The 16,395-nt window shown below is 58.6% G+C and carries 16 protein-coding genes; 5 read left to right on the forward strand and 11 right to left on the reverse strand.

Annotated features, from left to right (window positions below; translation table 11 throughout):
* Positions 1 to 91 precede the first annotated feature (91 nt).
* The 4 genes from AC2FJE_RS18090 to pdxR form a co-directional block, all read right to left on the reverse strand.
* Complete coding sequence (locus AC2FJE_RS18090; protein WP_496756992.1) at positions 92 to 2,905, reverse strand: molybdopterin oxidoreductase family protein; 2,814 nt, start codon at positions 2,903 to 2,905, stop codon at positions 92 to 94.
* A gap of 78 nt (positions 2,906 to 2,983) precedes the next feature.
* Positions 2,984 to 4,006: a phosphate acetyltransferase gene (gene pta, locus AC2FJE_RS18095; RefSeq protein ID WP_058272525.1), complete on the reverse strand. Its 1,023-nt coding sequence runs from the start codon at positions 4,004 to 4,006 to the stop codon at positions 2,984 to 2,986.
* A 4-nt stretch (positions 4,007 to 4,010) separates the two neighbouring features.
* A complete protein-coding gene (gene xsc, locus AC2FJE_RS18100; protein WP_282153008.1) occupies positions 4,011 to 5,786 on the reverse strand; it encodes a sulfoacetaldehyde acetyltransferase in 1,776 nt (591 codons plus the stop codon).
* 124 nt (positions 5,787 to 5,910) lie between these two features.
* Positions 5,911 to 7,371, reverse strand: a complete 1,461-nt coding sequence (gene pdxR, locus AC2FJE_RS18105) for a MocR-like pyridoxine biosynthesis transcription factor PdxR (RefSeq protein WP_058272523.1) — start codon at positions 7,369 to 7,371, stop codon at positions 5,911 to 5,913.
* Positions 7,372 to 7,505: 134 nt separating this feature from the next.
* Between pdxR and AC2FJE_RS18110 the strand changes: the two genes are divergently transcribed.
* Positions 7,506 to 7,814: an ArsR/SmtB family transcription factor gene (locus AC2FJE_RS18110; protein WP_108861160.1), complete on the forward strand. Its 309-nt coding sequence runs from the start codon at positions 7,506 to 7,508 to the stop codon at positions 7,812 to 7,814.
* The gene (locus tag AC2FJE_RS18115; RefSeq protein WP_496756981.1) at positions 7,807 to 8,835 is read left to right on the forward strand and encodes a permease; all 1,029 of its coding nucleotides are present in this window, start codon (positions 7,807 to 7,809) and stop codon (positions 8,833 to 8,835) included. The genes AC2FJE_RS18110 and AC2FJE_RS18115 overlap by 8 nt, the downstream gene beginning before the upstream one ends.
* Before the next feature lie 38 nt (positions 8,836 to 8,873).
* Here AC2FJE_RS18115 and AC2FJE_RS18120 read toward each other — a convergent pair whose 3' ends face one another.
* Together AC2FJE_RS18120 and AC2FJE_RS18125 are read right to left on the reverse strand one after the other, a co-directional pair.
* Positions 8,874 to 9,263, reverse strand: coding sequence for a hypothetical protein (locus AC2FJE_RS18120; protein ID WP_108861162.1), 390 nt, complete (start codon positions 9,261 to 9,263; stop codon positions 8,874 to 8,876).
* Positions 9,264 to 9,314: 51 nt separating this feature from the next.
* Complete coding sequence (locus AC2FJE_RS18125; protein ID WP_108861163.1) at positions 9,315 to 10,076, reverse strand: DUF1013 domain-containing protein; 762 nt, start codon at positions 10,074 to 10,076, stop codon at positions 9,315 to 9,317.
* Positions 10,077 to 10,204: 128 nt separating this feature from the next.
* Here AC2FJE_RS18125 and AC2FJE_RS18130 point away from each other — a divergent pair, with 128 nt between their 5' ends.
* Entirely contained in the window at positions 10,205 to 10,846 is a 642-nt protein-coding gene (locus tag AC2FJE_RS18130; RefSeq protein ID WP_496756977.1) for a ribonuclease T2 family protein, read from the forward strand.
* Here the strand turns inward: AC2FJE_RS18130 and AC2FJE_RS18135 are convergent.
* Positions 10,843 to 11,331, reverse strand: coding sequence for a hypothetical protein (locus AC2FJE_RS18135; RefSeq protein WP_496756974.1), 489 nt, complete (start codon positions 11,329 to 11,331; stop codon positions 10,843 to 10,845). The two genes, AC2FJE_RS18130 and AC2FJE_RS18135, sit on opposite strands and share 4 nt — an antisense overlap.
* A 180-nt stretch (positions 11,332 to 11,511) precedes the next feature.
* Here AC2FJE_RS18135 and AC2FJE_RS18140 point away from each other — a divergent pair, with 180 nt between their 5' ends.
* Entirely contained in the window at positions 11,512 to 12,357 is an 846-nt protein-coding gene (locus AC2FJE_RS18140; RefSeq protein ID WP_496756972.1) for an FkbM family methyltransferase, read from the forward strand.
* A gap of 53 nt (positions 12,358 to 12,410) precedes the next feature.
* On the opposite strand, the gene recR is transcribed toward AC2FJE_RS18140, so the two are convergent.
* The 3 genes from recR to AC2FJE_RS18155 form a co-directional block, all read right to left on the reverse strand.
* A complete protein-coding gene (recR, locus tag AC2FJE_RS18145; RefSeq protein ID WP_496756970.1) occupies positions 12,411 to 13,004 on the reverse strand; it encodes a recombination mediator RecR in 594 nt (197 codons plus the stop codon).
* 64 nt (positions 13,005 to 13,068) lie between these two features.
* Positions 13,069 to 13,413: a YbaB/EbfC family nucleoid-associated protein gene (locus AC2FJE_RS18150; RefSeq protein ID WP_108861168.1), complete on the reverse strand. Its 345-nt coding sequence runs from the start codon at positions 13,411 to 13,413 to the stop codon at positions 13,069 to 13,071.
* Positions 13,414 to 13,570: 157 nt separating this feature from the next.
* On the reverse strand, positions 13,571 to 15,322 hold the full coding sequence (locus tag AC2FJE_RS18155; RefSeq protein WP_282120276.1) for a DNA polymerase III subunit gamma/tau: 1,752 nt from the start codon (positions 15,320 to 15,322) through the stop codon (positions 13,571 to 13,573).
* A 157-nt stretch (positions 15,323 to 15,479) separates the two neighbouring features.
* Here AC2FJE_RS18155 and AC2FJE_RS18160 point away from each other — a divergent pair, with 157 nt between their 5' ends.
* A complete protein-coding gene (locus tag AC2FJE_RS18160) occupies positions 15,480 to 15,977 on the forward strand; it encodes a protein-tyrosine phosphatase family protein (protein ID WP_496756966.1) in 498 nt (165 codons plus the stop codon).
* Positions 15,978 to 15,984: 7 nt separating this feature from the next.
* Here the strand turns inward: AC2FJE_RS18160 and AC2FJE_RS18165 are convergent, their stop codons facing one another.
* Positions 15,985 to 16,392: a hypothetical protein gene (locus tag AC2FJE_RS18165; RefSeq protein ID WP_058272511.1), complete on the reverse strand. Its 408-nt coding sequence runs from the start codon at positions 16,390 to 16,392 to the stop codon at positions 15,985 to 15,987.
* Positions 16,393 to 16,395 lie beyond the last annotated feature (3 nt).

Below are 16,395 nucleotides of genomic sequence, written 5' to 3' on the forward strand. Positions count from 1 at the left end.
GACTACCTTGCCTCCGCTTTTTTGGTGAGGGCGGACTGGGGCGCTGCCCCAGACCCCGCGATATTTTTGGCCAGATGACGCAGGGATCGGGTCATTTGCCTACCTTCCATGCCAAATCCTTCGGTCCAGTTCCGACCGGAGATTCAATCGGTGGGAATTCCGGTTGGCTTTCCGCATCCGTTGGTGGGTCAGCTTTTTCGATCTTCACTTTCAGGTCGAACCATGCGGCCTGACCGGTGATGGGGTCAGAGTTGGCCCACCGCAGACCATCGCCCTTGGGCGGCAGCAGTTCGTGGATCAGGTGGTTCAGCAGGAAGCCCTTGGTGGCCTCGGGCGCGTCGTCTTGCAGCGCCCATGCGCCTTTGCGTTTGCCAATGGCGTTCCAGGTCCAGACGGTGTTCTCGTTCAGGGCCGCCATTTCCATGACCGGCACCGTGATCTCGCCATGCGGCGAGGTCACCTTGGCCCAATCACCGTCGCTCAGGCCATTCTCGCGCATCAGCTTAGTCGGAACATAAAGTGGGTTGCGGCCGTGCAACTGGCGCAGCCATGCGTTCTGGGTTCCCCAACTGTGATACATCGCCATGGGGCGCTGGGTCAGAGCGTTGACAGTGAAGCCTTCGTTGCCGGTCTGGTCGGTCTCGTACCAGATGGGCATCGGGTCCAATGTCTCTTTGATGCGTTCCCGCAGGTGTTCCGGGGGCTGACGTTCGCCATGGCCTTCGGCGGCAAGCTGGAACTTGCGCATCGGCTCGGAATAGAGCTGGAACAGGTATGGCTGCGGGCTGTCATAGATGCCCATGCCGACAGCCCAATCCTGATAGGCTGCGTTCCATGGTTTGTAGTAATCCGCGCCTTCGGGAATATGGGCCACGTAGAAGCCGCCGTTTTCGATATAGCGGTTCAACTGATCGGGGTTGACCTCGCCGCGGCCTTCCTTGTCGCCGTTTTCACCACGGAAACCGGCAAGTGGGCCGATGCCGGGCTTGCGTTCGTGATTGACGATATAGTCGGCGTAATCTGTCCATTTGGCGCTGCCGTCTTCGTTGGTGAAGCCCGGCAAGCCCAAGCGGTTTGCCAGTTCGACCAGCGCTGACTGGAAGCCTTTGACATCCCGGTCCGGCTCAATCACCGGCCACCGGATTGCGTCGGCTGCAGCATCCGCTTCACAGATCGGGCGATCGAGCAGCGAGATACAGTCGTGCCGTTCCAGATAGGTGGTATCCGGCAGGATCAGGTCGGCATAGGCCACCATTTCCGACGAATAAGCGTCGGAATAGATGATATGCGGGATTACGTAATCGCCGTTTTCATCCTTGTCCGTCAGCATTTCCATGACACCTTTGGTGTTCATGGATGAGTTCCAGGACATGTTGGCCATGTACATGAACAGTGTGTCAATCTTGTAGGGATCGCCCGCATGTGCGTTCGAGATTACCATATGCATCAGCCCGTGGCTGGACATCGGGTTGTCCCATGTGAACGCCTTGTCGATCCGCGCCGGGCTGCCGTCTGCTTTCAGCGCCAGATCCTCGGGCCCTTGAACAAAGCCCAGATGCGGGCCGTCCAGCGGCGTATTCGGGGTCACCTTGCAATGCGGTCTCGGGTGCGCCTCAACCGGTTTGGGATAGGGCGGCTTGAAGCGGAAGCCACCGGGGACTTCGACTGTGCCAAGGATAATCTGCAACACGTGCAGTGCGCGGCAGGTCTGGAAACCATTGGCATGGGCCGAGACACCGCGCATGGAGTGCATGGCAACCGGGCGACCAATCATCTTGGTGTGTTTTTCGCCGCGGAAATCAGTCCATTCGCGCTCCAACTCGAACGCCTCGTCAAAAGCAACGCGGGCCAACTCGCCCGCGATGGCGCGGATACGGGTGGCGGGGATGCCGCACTGCTCGGCGATGTTCTCAGGCGCGAATTCGTCGCTGAGGTAGCGTTCGGCCATCAGATGGAACACGGGGCGATGGGTGACGCCATCCTTTTCAAAGGTGGCCGACAGGTCGGGGCGGACGCCTGGTTTGTCAAACGCCGTCAGTTCGCCCGTGTTGCGGTCAACAACCAGTGGTTTGCCGTCCTCATCGCGCAGAAACAGACCCTTGGTGGGGCCTTCGGACGCGTCGACCAGAACCGGCGCGTTGGTGTAACGGCTGAGATAGTCCAGATCGATCTTGCCGGCCTTCATCAGCACGTGGATCATCGACAGGATGAACAACCCATCGGTGCCGGGAGTGATCCCGACCCAATCGTCAGCAACCGCGTTATAGCCCGAGCGGATCGGGTTGACGCCGATCACCCGTGCGCCACGGGCCTTGATCTTGCCGATGCCCATCTTGATCGGGTTGCTGTCGTGATCTTCGGCAACACCGAACAGCATGAACAGCTTGGTGTGATCCCAGTCAGGCTGGCCGAATTCCCAGAACGCACCGCCCATAGTATAGATGCCGCCCGCAGCCATGTTGACGGAACAGAAGCCACCGTGTGCTGCATAGTTACATGTGCCGAAGTTCTGCGCCCAGAAGCTGGTGAAGCTCTGGCTCTGGTCCCGACCGGTGAAGAAGGCCAGCTTCTCGGGATTGTCCTCGCGGATCGGCTTGAGCCAGCCAACGGCGATGTCCAGCGCCTCGTCCCAGCTGATCTCTTCGAACTTGCCCGAACCACGTGGACCGACGCGTTTCAGTGGCGCGCGCAGGCGGGACGGGGCATTGACCTGCATGATCCCTGCCGAGCCCTTGGCGCACAGGACGCCTTTGTTAACCGGGTGATCGCGGTTGCCTTCGATATAGGCAACCTTGCCGTCCTTCATGTGTACGTTGATGCCGCAGCGGCAGGCGCACATGTAGCACGTTGTTTTTCTGACCTCGTCAGAGACCTTGGGAGAGGTATTAATGATTGGCTGGTTCATTTCTGGTCCCTGTGGCTTTTGATCCGACTATTCTCATGAGCAGAGATCAATCGGAACAGTATTTCGCTTTAGCCGGATTTACGAGGCGTCTGTCCGGGTTTTGGATGTTTCTGCTTGCACGGCCGTAACCGCGATCATGTGCAGAACGTCCTCGGCGGAGCATCCGCGTGAAAGGTCGTTGGCCGGCTTCGCCAGTCCCTGAAGGACCGGGCCGATTGCTTCGGCACCCCCAATACGCTGCGCGATCTTGTAGCCAAGGTTGCCTGCGTCGAGGTTCGGGAACACAAAGACATTTGCCTCGCCGCGCAGGGGCGAGTCCTTGGCTTTCTTTGCAGCCACCTCGGGGACGAATGCGGCGTCAAACTGCAGCTCGCCGTCGATCAACAGATCGGGGTCAGCGGATTTTGCAATCTGCGTGGCCTCGCTGACCTTCGTGACTTTCGGATGATTGGCGCTGCCGCCGGTGGAAAAGGACAGCATTGCAACGCGGGGTGTCTCATGCGTCAGCGCCTTGAAAGACGCGGCAGATGCCCGGGCGATTTCGGCCAATTCCTGTTCGTTCGGATCAACAACCAGGCCGCAATCGGCAAAGATGTGCGCTCCGCGGACCGTGTGGTGATCGCGGCAGTAGAGCATCAGGAAAAAGCTGGAAACCATGGCCGCGTCGGGCGCTTTGCCGATGATCTGCAAAGCGGCGCGCACTGTGGCCGACGTGGTCTCAACAGCTCCGCCGACGGTTCCGTCGGCATTACCGGTATGAACCAGCATCGCGGCATAGTTCAGGCGGTGTTTGATTTCTTCAGCGGCCTTTTCAGGCGTCATGCCCTTGTGCTTGCGCCGCTCGAAAAGCTCAGCTGCAAACGCTTCGGCAAGGGGAGAGTCCGATGGATCGTGGATTTCGATGCCGTCGACATCCTGACCAGCCTGTTCGGCCAGCAGGGCAGTTACTTTGGCTTTGTCGCCAACCAGAATGATGCGTGCGACACCTTCCTTGCGGGCCTTCAAAGCACCTTCAACAACACGTGGATCATCGCCCTCAGCGAGGGCGATGATCTTGTCGGAGCTGCTGGCAGCTCCGAGAATTGTGCGCAATGGCTTCACGCGATTATGCCCCGGCCGACGTATTCATGTCAGCCGCGTCGATACCGGCAACACGGACCGGCTTTTTCATGGCGTCGCGACGGAAAGGATCGCCCAGTTCCTGGTTGATCATGGCTTCGATCAGAGTGGTGATGCCATTTTTCTGGTCGATGATCGCCTGGTTCAGGGCCGCGGTCAGCTCGTCCTGAGTGCGTGCAACGACGCCTTTCAGACCACATGCGGTTGCGATACCGGCATAAGAGACCTGTTGGTCCAGTTCGGTGCCAACGAAGTTGTCGTCGAACCACAGGGTCGAGTTACGCTTTTCAGCGCCCCACTGGTAGTTGCGGAAAACGATCTGGGTCACGGCGGGCCATTCTTCGCGGCCAATCGCGGTCAGTTCGTTCACAGCGATACCAAATGCGCCGTCACCCGAGAAACCGACAACCGGAACGTCCGGGCAACCAATTTTCGCGCCAACAACGGCAGGCAGGCCGTAACCACAGGGGCCAAACAGGCCAGGTGCCAGGTACTTGCGGCCTTCTTCGAAGGACGGGTACGCGTTACCGATGGCGCAGTTGTTGCCGATATCGGACGAGATGATTGCCTCGGTCGGCAGCGCCGCTTGAATTGCGCGCCATGCCATGCGGGGGCTCATCCAGTCGGGCTTAGCGGCACGTGCACGCTCGTTCCAGGTGGTGCCCGGATCGTCGTTCTCGTGGGTCAGCGAACTCAGTTCTTGCGCCCAAGCTGATTTGGTGGTGGCGATCAGGTTTTTGCGGTCTTCGCGACCTGCTTCACCGGCGTTGTCGCCCAGACGTTCCAGCAGACCTTCGGCCACTTTCTTGGCGTCGCCGACGATGCCAACGGTCACATCTTTGGTCAGGCCGATACGATCAGGGTTCAGGTCAACCTGAATGATCTTGGCATCGGTCGGCCAGTAGTTGATGCCGTAACCAGGCAAGGTCGAGAACGGGTTCAGACGAGTGCCCAGAGCCAGAACAACGTCCGCTTTGGCGATCAGTTCCATACCGGCTTTCGAACCGTTATAGCCCAACGGGCCAGCAAACAGCGGGTGCGAGCCGGGGAAGGCGTCGTTGTGCTGATAGCCAACGCAGACCGGTGCGGTCAGACGTTCAGCCAGATCGGCGGACGCAGGGATCGCGCCGGACAGAACAACGCCAGCACCGTTCAGGATGACCGGGAATTTGGCGTCGGACAACAGGGCCGCGGCTTCGTCCAGCGCTTCGTCGCCGCCAGCAGTTGCGGCAAATTCGACGATCTTAGGCAGTTCGATGTCGACAACCTGGGTCCACATGTCGCGCGGGATGTTCATCTGAGCAGGTGCCGAGGCACGCTTGGCTTGCAGGATGACGCGGTTCAGAACTTCGGCAACACGGCTGGGGTCACGCAGTTCTTCCTGGTAGGCAACACAGTCCGCAAACATGCGCATCTGTTCCATCTCCTGGAAGCCACCCTGGCCGATGGTCTTGTTGGCTGCCTGCGGAGTGATCAGCAGAACCGGGGTGTGGTTCCAGTATGCGGTTTTGACGGCAGTCACAAAGTTGGTGATGCCGGGGCCGTTCTGCGCGATCATCATCGACATCTTGCCGGTGGCGCGGGTGTAGCCGTCCGCCATCATGCCGCCCGAACCTTCGTGGGCGCAGTCCCAGAAATTGATGCCTGCGGCCGGGAAGATATCCGAAATCGGCATCATGGCCGAACCGATGATACCGAACGCATGTTCGATACCGTGCATTTGCAGAACCTTAACAAAGGCCTCTTCAGTGGTCATTTTCATCTGAGTGTTCTCCGCACAATTGAAGAAAGGTTCGGGCACAGCACCCGCCTTTGATACGGTTTTGGCGCAAGGGGCGAAGCGGCGTTAGGGCCAGAACGTTAGGCGGGATATGTCCAGAGTCGTGCTAGGCGGAACGGATGGCATCCGCGATCAGTTTAACGCCCGGCCCGATGCGGTCTCGGCCAATGGACGAGTATCCAAGGCGATAGAAGTTGCGCGGTTGGTGCAACCCATTGAAGAACGAGGCGCCTGGTTCGATGTGCACGCCCTGGCTCTGCAGCTTTTTGGCAAGTTTGGTCGTGTCCACACGATCGGGGGCCGACATCCAAAGCGACGACCCGCCCATGATTCCGCGTCCGGCAACGGTAAGCCCGTACTGTTCGACCGCGCTGTCCAACGCTTCGCGTCGCCGGGCAAGGGTCTTCGACATACGTCGAATCTGAGCATCATAATGGCCTAGGGACAGGAAATAGGCCGCGGTGCGCTGGATATGGCCCGGCGGGTGGCGCAGCACCAAAGAACGCAAGGCGCGAGCCTCGCGGATAAAGGGCTCGGACCCGACAATGTAGCCAAGGCGCAATCCGGGAAACAGCGACTTCGAGAAGCTGCCCACATAGATCACCCGTCCGTCGCGATCCATTGACTTGAGGGCCGGGGACGGGGATCCCAGAAAGGCCATTTCAAACTCGTAATCGTCCTCGACCACCATGGCGTCCAGTTCGCGGGCGCGTTTCAGCAACTCGTGGCGGCGATCGACGGGCATGGTTGCGGTCGTCGGGCTTTGATGGCTGGGGGTCGTGAAAATTACATCTGTTTCATCCGGCAACGCATCCGGGGTCAGGCCATCGCGGTCAACGGCCAGTGGTGAAACTTTGCAGTCGGAGTGATTTAGCAAATCCCGCAGTGCATAATAGCAAGGGTCTTCAATCACGGCAGTGCGGTTGCGGTTCAACAGGATGCGTGAGGCCAGCCACAGGGCGTTTTGCGCGCCCATAGTGATCAGGATCTCTTCGGGGCGGGCGGCGATTCCACGGCGCGGCAACGTGTGACGGGCGATGAATTCGATCAGCAGCGGATCATCCTGATCCATGTAGTCCCCGGTCAGGGAGGCAAAATCCTTGTGACCCAGTGCACGGACCGCGCAGAGACGCCAATTGGCGTGGTCGAACAATTTCCGATCTGCCTGACCATAGATGAAAGGGTATTTGTAATCGCGCCAATTACTGGGCTTGGGCAGCACGTCCCCGTCCGAGAACCTGCGTGCGAGGGCCGTGTCCCAGTCGACATTTTCATCGCGTTTTTGCACGGGCGAATACTTGGGTGGCACGGGCGCGTTTTGCGACACGAAATACCCCGACCGGCCTTTGGCAGTCAGGTAGTCATTGGCCAGTAGTTCCGTATACGCCAGTGTCACCGTGATCCGGCTAACACCCAGATGCGCCGCCAATTTGCGAGACGAGGGCAGCTTTTCCCCAACGTGGAACCGGCCAGACAAGATGCCTTCGGCAATCATCTGTTGGATCTGCGCCTGCAGCGTGCCCTGTCCGTTCAATTCCAGAAAGAATGTGTCGACCGATATTCCCATAGCGCCTTATAGGGTGGACTTAAGGTGAGGGCAATCTGGACTTAATCTCGTCTCGAGAATTCGTGAACAAGGCGCTTGACGAAAAAGAACGACTCACCTAAATAACTAGAAATCTAGTTTAATGGAGAAATCAGATGTGGGAAACAGCTGCAGCAGGATTCTCGGCCATGGGCTCTGAAGCGCGACTGAAGGTTCTCAAGACATTGGTTCGGGCTGGTGAGGCTGGGTTGACCGTTGGGGAAATCCAGAACCGCACAGGCATTGCGCCTTCGACATTGGCACATCACCTGCGGTTCCTCGCGGCCGGCGGGGTCGTCGAGCAAGAGAAAATCGGGCGCGCCACCATCAACCGCGCAAATTACGAAGAATTGAGAGACCTCGCGCAGTTCATTCTTAGCGAATGCTGCGCGGACGAAGTGGGAAAGGCTGCGAACGATGGCTGAGCTGACACAAAACCCAAAGGCACCGGCAAAGGTGGCCGTTGATCTGATCAAAACCCCATGGGCGTTGATCGTGGCCATTTTGGCGCTTGTGGCCGTCCTTGACCCCGGCAATTGGGGAGAGGTTGTAACCTTTGCGGGCAAAGCCCTTGCACATACCGGCCAGTATATTCTGTTCGCCGTCTTGCTGCTGTCTTACCTCAAGGCGACCGGTGCCGAAGTGATGGTTGCGCGCGCCTTTGAGGGGCGCGAAACGCGGATGATCTTTTTGGCCGCAGTCTTCGGCGGCCTCGCACCGTTCTGTTCTTGCGAAGTCATTCCGTTCATTGCTGGTCTGCTGGCGCTTGGTGCGCCATTGTCGGCTGTCATGGCGTTCTGGCTCAGCTCGCCACTGATTGACCCACCGACCTTGTTGATCACGGCAGGCGCATTGGGTTGGCCATTTGCAATCGGCAAGGCCATTGCAGCGGTCGCATTGGGTCTGTTTGGAGGCTTTGCCGTCCGTGCCCTGATGCGAGGCGGCGCGTTTGCCCAGCCTCTGCGCGAATACAAACCGGCTGGCTGCGGATGCGGACCTAAACAGGAGGACAAACCTGTCTGGAAGTTCTGGCAGGTACCCGAGCGTCGTCAGCGCTTCCGGTCCGAGTTCATTCACAACAGCTTGTTCCTGCTTAAATGGTTGGCTCTGGCCTATGTGCTTGAGGCGTTGTTGGTCAGCTATGTGCCGGCCGATCTGATCGCGCGCGTTGTCGGCGGTGACGGTGTTGTACCCATTGTCATTGCCGCGTTGGTCGGGATGCCCGCTTACTTGAACTCCTACGTCGCGCCGCCGCTGCTGGCTGGCCTGATGGAACAAGGGATGAGCGCAGGGGCCGCGATGTCCTTCATGGTCGCGGGTGCCGTCAGTTCGATCCCGGCAATGGCCGCGGTCTGGTCATTGGTCAAACCACGGGTCTTTGCGACCTATCTGGGGCTGGGGATCACTGGGGCCATCACCGCTGGCATTCTGTTCCAGATGATCTGAAACCAAAGCCGCCCGGTGTTCTTACCGGGCGGCTTTACTTATCCTGCTTCGCAGTGGCGCGGCAGTTTGAACCGATACCGAGCCTCGCCACTGTCCACGTACACACGTTTTTCGATGCATGCCGTGGTGCCAACGGTTTGTGAGACCGGAGCGTCGGTCGAAGTGACCGAGGTCGCAGACCCGTCCGGCAGTCGGACCGAAGCAATGACGCCGTTCTTGAGGTCCCCGTTGATGGGTGTCGCTGACAAGACGTTGACGGTCATGAATGCCTCATGCTCGTGCTCGCCGCTGTCGTTGAAGATCAGCAAACCAGCAGCGACGGCAACAAGACCAACACCGCCTGCCACGGGCAAACCCCAGGTCTTCAGGAAGGCATAGATCGAAACGGCGCGATGCGGTCCAAATAGTTTGGAAAGAACGTTCAGCATGGTTTTCTCGTAAAAAAGCCCCGGTCCGTTCAGGCCGGGGCTGTCTGTGCTTTAGGGGCGCGGATCGTCTTCGTCTTCGTCGTCGGCACCGCCTTTGGGCAGGTTGAAGAAGCTGTCCGCGTCGAGGATTGGTTCTTCTTCTTTCTCTTCCGCAGGCTCGTCCGACAGCGAGAAGGTTTCCAGACCTTCGATGGCAGTCGGGATCTTCGGCGCCGCGTCCATTTCCAGCGACTGTTCGGTCGAGACCAGCTTGCGGCGCTCGTCATCGCTCATGACGCCACCTTCGGCAGCTTTCTTTGCTGCGGCTTTCTGCACGATCGCGTCCAACTCGGACTGTTTGCACAGGCCCAGGGCAACGGGGTCGATCGGCTGCATGTTGGAAATGTTCCAGTGGGTCCGTTCACGGATCGACTGGATGGTCGGCTTGGTGGTGCCCACCAGCTTGGCGATCTGACCGTCGCTGAGTTCCGGGTGGAACTTGACCAGCCACAGGATCGAGTTCGGACGGTCCTGACGCTTGGACAGCGGGGTATAGCGCGGACCGCGACGCTTTTCCTCGCCGCTTGCAGCGGGGTTGAACTTGAGCTTCAGCTTGTGCAGCGGGTTGTTCTGCGCGGTGTCGATCTCGTCCTGGGTCAGCTGGTTGTTGGCGATGGGGTCAAAGCCTTTCACGCCAGCGGCCACATCGCCGTCTGCGATGCCCTGCACCTCAAGCTCGTGCATGCCTACGAAATCCGCGATCTGCTTGAAGCTGATCGTGGTGTTGTCCACCAGCCATACGGCTGTTGCCTTGGCCATAAGCGGTTTTGCCATCAGCCCGTCTCCTATAAATACATCTTTCCCGTCGCCGGAATTCGGCGGCCCCTTTTTTGGGGCAGGTTTCCGTTGTCGGGGAACTTGGTCCGTATATAGTCGCGCCAAGGCAAGAAGGGAAGAGGCGAATGCGCTGCGTTGTATTGGGGCTGGTTTCGTGGATTTTCGGTGCAATGGCGGCGCTGGGCGATGGCGAAAAGGCAGGCGAGTTTGACTACTACGTCTTGTCGCTTAGCTGGTCGCCAAACTGGTGCGCCCGCGAAGGCGATGCGCGCGGATCGGATCAATGCGACACCCGGCATGACCATGGCTGGATCCTGCATGGTCTGTGGCCTCAGTACCATCAGGGCTGGCCCGCCTTCTGCCGCACGCCCGAGGCACCGCCATCGCGCGCTATGTCACGCAAAATGACGGATATTCAGGGCAGTTCCGGTCTGGCGTGGCATCAGTGGAAAAAGCACGGGACCTGCTCGGGCCTCAGCGCATCCGACTATTATGCGCTGTCCCGGCAGGCGTATGAGGCGGTTGAGCGTCCTCAGGTATTCCGCAAGCTGGACGCCTCGGTCAAACTGCCTGCATCGATCGTGGAAGAAGCCTTTCTGAAAGCCAACCCCGGCCTTGAGCGCGACATGATCACTGTGACCTGCAAGCAGGGCTATATAGAAGAGGTCCGCCTGTGCCTGTCGCGCGACCTTGAACCCGTTCCCTGTGGTCGTGACGTGATCCGAGATTGCACCGCCAAAGACGCCCTGTTTGATCCGATTCGCTAGAGTTTCTTGTTCTGGCAGTCGCGCGCATATTCCAGCGCCTTGGCAGTGCCTTTCAGGTCAATCGCCATGACCACCTCACCTGCGGGGTTGTAGACCGTCATGGTCTTGTTCTGCGCAATCGCATTCACGAAGCTGCGGTCGGTGAAAAACACAGTCGCGCCAGGCACATCGCGCTGATTGAAGCCGATGGCAGTGGCGTCATAGCTTTTGCCGTCCAGATCGAACCGGATCGGATAACTCTCACCCTGTTTGATGTCGCCCCACGCCTTGTTGTAGACGGCGAAATACCCGCGATTGTCCAGCGCGTCATAGCCCAGCCGCACGACTGAGAGGTCCTGATAGATCGTCTGGATTAGGCACCCGTTGCCAAGCGCGGGGTCCATCATGATGTTCCAACCTTCGACAAATCCCTTGTCGATGAGTTGTTGTGACCATGCGGCGGTCGCGGTGAAGGCGGCGAAGACAAGGGCGAGAATACGGGTCATTGAAAGCTCCGGACAAAACAGGGCAATTCCCGGTGAGGAAGGTTATTAGGTCAGAGATACCTTCTAGATCTTATCACACCAAGAGGTTTTGTTTGACAAGCCGTGTGCACTTGTTGGTACAGGTTTATTGTTTGATTTGGCGACCTAAGCTGTAGTTGTGTCTGACGGGAGACCGATTTCATGAATCGTGAAATGACCAAACTGTTGCGCAAGAGATGTGCTTCAATTCAACTTTTATTGTCAGAAAACAGCCCCCTGCGCGGTGAGTTCGAAGGGGGCAATGAGATTTCCCTTCTTACCGATGGCTCGATATTTCCACATGTCGCCCAGCATGAAGAATGGAGCTTCAACGAAACAAGGTTTATCGGGCAAGCCTGTCCGACTGGACCCTATCACCTAATCGATATCGGTGCGAATGTCGGTCTTTTTTCCCGGCAGGTCCTGATCAACTACCCTCAGGTAATATCAGCATCATGTTTTGAGCCCAGCCCGGATAATACGGAGCATCTGAAGCGCAACCTCAAAGCGATGCCCATGGTGTCGGTTTTCGACTTTGGCTTGGGGCAATCAGACGGTGAACTGGCATTTTACAAAGACAGTGTGAATGGTGGGAATTTTTCCTTCAATCGAGACGCCGTGGCCGGCCGTGAGCATCAGGTCATCGTCGCCAAAATCAGAAGAATAACTGAGGGGCTGTTAGATAAATGCATGGGGGACGAGGCCAGTGACCGACGCCTGATTTGGAAGTCTGACACACAGGGGCTGGACGAGGCATTGATGAGTGAACTGCCCGAAAGCTTCTGGCAGCGCGTTGATCTGGCTTGTTTTGAAGGATGGAGAATAGACAAGCCGTCTCATGACGAACAGGCTTTTCGAAACATCCTAAACAGCTTTGAATACGTGTATATTATTGGGTCGCGCAACAAAAGGCTGCGGCGCGTTAGCAGCGCAAGGTGTATTAGTTACTTGTGCGGAAGAGACCGCAAATGGGCAGACTTCTATCTGTCTCGGGTGGAATTGCACTAAAAGTAGCTTTGCTCAGGTTAAACCTCTGTGCGCTCTGACCGTAGCTTGGTTACCTACAGTTCTTTCCTTGCCCGCAGCGCAGCGGTAATCGTCCCATCATCCAGATAGTCCAACTCGCCCCCAATCGGCACACCCTGCGCCAGTGAAGTCAGACGGACCTGTCCCTCCAATTGATCCGCGATGTAGTGGGCGGTGGTTTGCCCATCGACGGTGGCGTTCAGGGCCAGAATGACCTCAGAAATCCCTTCGGCCATCACCCGATCCTTTAGACGGGGGATGCGAAGCTCGTCCGGGCCGATGCCGTCCAAGGCAGACAGCGTGCCGCCCAGGACGTGATAGCGACCCTTGAAAACTGCAGCGCGTTCCATCGCCCAGAGGTCGGCGACGTCTTCGACCACGCACAATTCTCCGGTCGCGCGATCCTCGCTATCGCAGATGTCGCAGATATCGGTGGTGCCCACGTTGCCGCAATTCAGGCATTCGCGGGCGGTGGCGGCCACCTGCTGCATTACGTCCGACAGGGGCGTCAGCAGCAGGGTGCGTTTTCGGATCAGGTGCAGCACCGCGCGGCGAGCCGAACGGGGGCCGAGGCCCGGCAGTTTGGCCATCAGGTCGATCAGATTGTCGATATCGCTGTTCGAACTCACGGCGTGCGCTCCTGCAAAAGGGCCGGGCAGTTGTGCCCGGCCTTTGGGTCGTCAGGAGTGTCTATCAGAACGGCAGCTTGATGTCTGCGGGCAGACCCATGCTTTCGGTCAGCCTTGCCATCTCTGCTTGAGAGCGCTCGGCCGCTTTGGTTTGCGCGTCCTTGATAGCGGCCAGAATCAGATCTTCGACAACTTCCTTATCGTCGCCATTGAAAATCGACGGATCGATGTCCAGACCCTTCAGCTCGCCTTTTGCTGTGGCGGTGGCCTTCACCAGCCCTGCACCGGATTCGCCTACAACCATCAGGTTGTTCAGCTCTTCCTGCATGTCCGTCATCTTGGTCTGCAAATCCTGTGCGGATTTCATCATCTTGGCCATATCGCCCAGACCGCCGAGTCCTTTGAGCATTTCTTTTCTCCTGCAAATCGGTTTGCCGCCTAAATACGGATGCTGCCGGTAGGGTACAAGGGGAGAGCTTCTCCCGCCCGTCGTCAAGGTCTTTGGCAAGACCTTTCCTCCCGTTGGGCCCGGCAGCGCGGGAGTGTTTCCGCTTTGGTCGCTCGGATCAATCCTCCTCGAACGGATCCCATTCGTCTTCGACCTCCGGCAGGGCTTCGGTTTCGACCTTGGCGGCGCGTTCTTCCGGGGTTTCGATCCGCTTGATGCGCGCTTTTGGAAACTGCATCAGAACGGCTTGAACCAGTGGGTGTTGTTCGGCCTGCGCTTTCAACGCCAGATCAGCCGCGTCTCGTACCTCGGCGATTGTTGCTGCGTCCCCGTCGGCCACAATTGAGACGGCCCATCGGTTTCCGGTCCAGCGTTGCAAGGCCGAACCAAGCCTTTGCGCCAGATCGGTCGGCGCTTTGTCCGTCGGCGTGAACTCGATTCGTCCCGGGGAATACGAGACGAGACGCACGCCGTTTTCGACCTCAACCAACAGTTTTACATCCCGGTTCGTGCGGATCAGTTCGACCACGTATTCGAAGGTTGGATAGTGTGCCAGCGCGGTCTGGACGTCCTGGGCAAGCGCTGCAGTGGGCGCCCCTGCAGGCCCGCGTTGCGCCGAGAGATGCGCAGAGGACGTCGCCTGTGCAGGTGCATGAGTTGGCACAGCCACACCACCGCCAGGTCCCCCGCTTGGTGGGGGGGGAGGTGCATCCTGTAGTCGTTTGATAAGCTCTTCGGGGCTTGGCAAATCGGCCACATGGGTCAGACGAATGATTGCCATTTCGGCGGCCATCATCGCGTTGGGTGCTGCAGAGACCTCCTCCAGCGCTTTCAGCAACATCTGCCACATGCGCGTCAACACTCGCATCTGCAGCGCCTCGGCCATCTGTTGACCCCGTGCGCGTTCATCCGGTGAGACGGTGGGGTCATCGGCGGCATCGGGCGTGATTTTGACCACGGAAACCCAATGGGTGATCTCGGCCAGATCGCGCAGAACAGCCAGCGGATCGGCCCCTTCGGCATACTGGCCGCTCAACTCAGTCAATGCCCCAGCCGCATCGCCACGCAAAATCATGTCCATCAGATCCAACACGCGCCCGCGATCTGCAAGGCCCAACATTGCCCGAACCTGATCGGCGCTTGTTTCCCCTGCACCATGTGAGATCGCCTGATCCAACAGCGAGGTCGCATCGCGGGCAGAGCCTTCGGCCGCGCGTGTGATTAAAGCAAGCGCGTCTTCTGCGATCTGTGCGTTTTCCGCTGCTGCGATCTTGTTGAGAAGGCCAATCATGTCTTCGGGTTCGATCCGGCGCAGGTCAAACCGCTGGCAGCGCGACAGCACAGTCACCGGAACTTTGCGAATTTCGGTCGTCGCAAAGATGAACTTTACGTGCTCGGGCGGTTCCTCGAGCGTTTTGAGCAGCGCATTGAAGGCGCTGGTCGACAGCATGTGAACTTCGTCGATGATATAGATCTTGTAGCGCGCGCTGGCGGCGCGGTAGCGGACACTGTCGATGATCTCGCGGATGTCGTTCACGCCGGTTCGGCTGGCGGCGTCCATCTCCATCACGTCGACATGGCGTCCTTCCATGATGGCCACACAATGCTCGCACTGGCCGCAAGGTTCGGTCGTTGGCTTGCCTTCACCATCGGGGCCGATGCAGTTCATGCCTTTGGCGATAATCCGGGCAGTGGTAGTTTTGCCGGTGCCGCGAATACCGGTCATGATAAAGGCCTGCGCGATCCGATCCGCTTCGAACGCGTTTTTCAGCGTGCGTACCATTGCGTCCTGTCCAACCAGATCAGCAAAGGTTTCGGGGCGGTACTTGCGGGCAAGAACCTGATAGGCGGGGCTGGGCGTTTCGGTCATGTCTGCTCTGTCAGATTCGTGTCAGAAATGCAGCGTAGAGACCCGGGCCGCCCACGTCCACAGCAGGCTTTGTGGAATTTCGGTTTGGACAGCGTCTGTAAGCGGGATAAACCAGCTGTCAAAATTTGGTGGGCCGGTGGCAGTAGGAGCATTAGCTTTGGCAAAATTTGCGATCTACGCGCTGCCTGTTGGCTCAGGCATCTTGGCGCTGTCCCCCTTGCCGGGCGGCGGCGGTGGGTATGTGGACGATCTGAGGGTGATACAGGACTGGAACCCTGATCTGGTGATTTCAATGACCACCGAGGCCGAGATGCGGCAGGTCGGCGCAGGCGGTTTTGGTCGAGACGTTCAAAGCAGGTCCGTGACCTGGGTGCATCTTCCGGTCGAGGATTTTGGCACACCGCCCCTGCCAATCGAAACTCTTTGGCCCCAAGCCAGCGCAGCCGCCCGGCAGGTTCTGTCCGACGGTGGACGCGTGCTGGTGCATTGCCGGGGCGGTTGTGGGCGGTCGGGGATGGTCGCGCTGAGGCTCATGGTGGAAAGCGGCGAAGATCCAAACCACGCGCTAAACCGGCTGCGCTTGGCCCGACCATGCGCGGTGGAAACGGATGAGCAGATGGCTTGGGCCATGAAACCGGCCCAGAGCGATCAGTGAACTAGGATCAGGCCGTGGCTTGTTGAACAACCTGATGCGATGGACGCGGTGCAAGGGCCGATGCCTGAAGCATGGCGCAAGGCAAGGCCGCCAAAACACCAGCAGGCAGAGTGGAAAAGTCAGGGCCGAACATCATATCGGCGTATTCGTCCAACGTGTCGGCTGAGTCGCCTGTGTTTGCCCCGCAATAGACCCTGATCCGGGCCGGGCTGGCGCGAAACCGTGCGGTGCAACCCTCATCGCAATGGGTCAGTTCGCTGGAGCCGTCCACCTCAAATTCGCTGGTCGTCATTGGTTGTGCTGTTGCCATCGCCTCGGCCAATGCCCGAGCCATTTGGGCCAATGCGGGGCAGGTTTTCCCCGTTTTCTGGCACAGGGTGGCGGTGAATTCGTGGGTCGTTGTCTTCCAGATCATAAT

The organism is Ruegeria sp. CDSC002 (genome assembly GCF_059610905.1).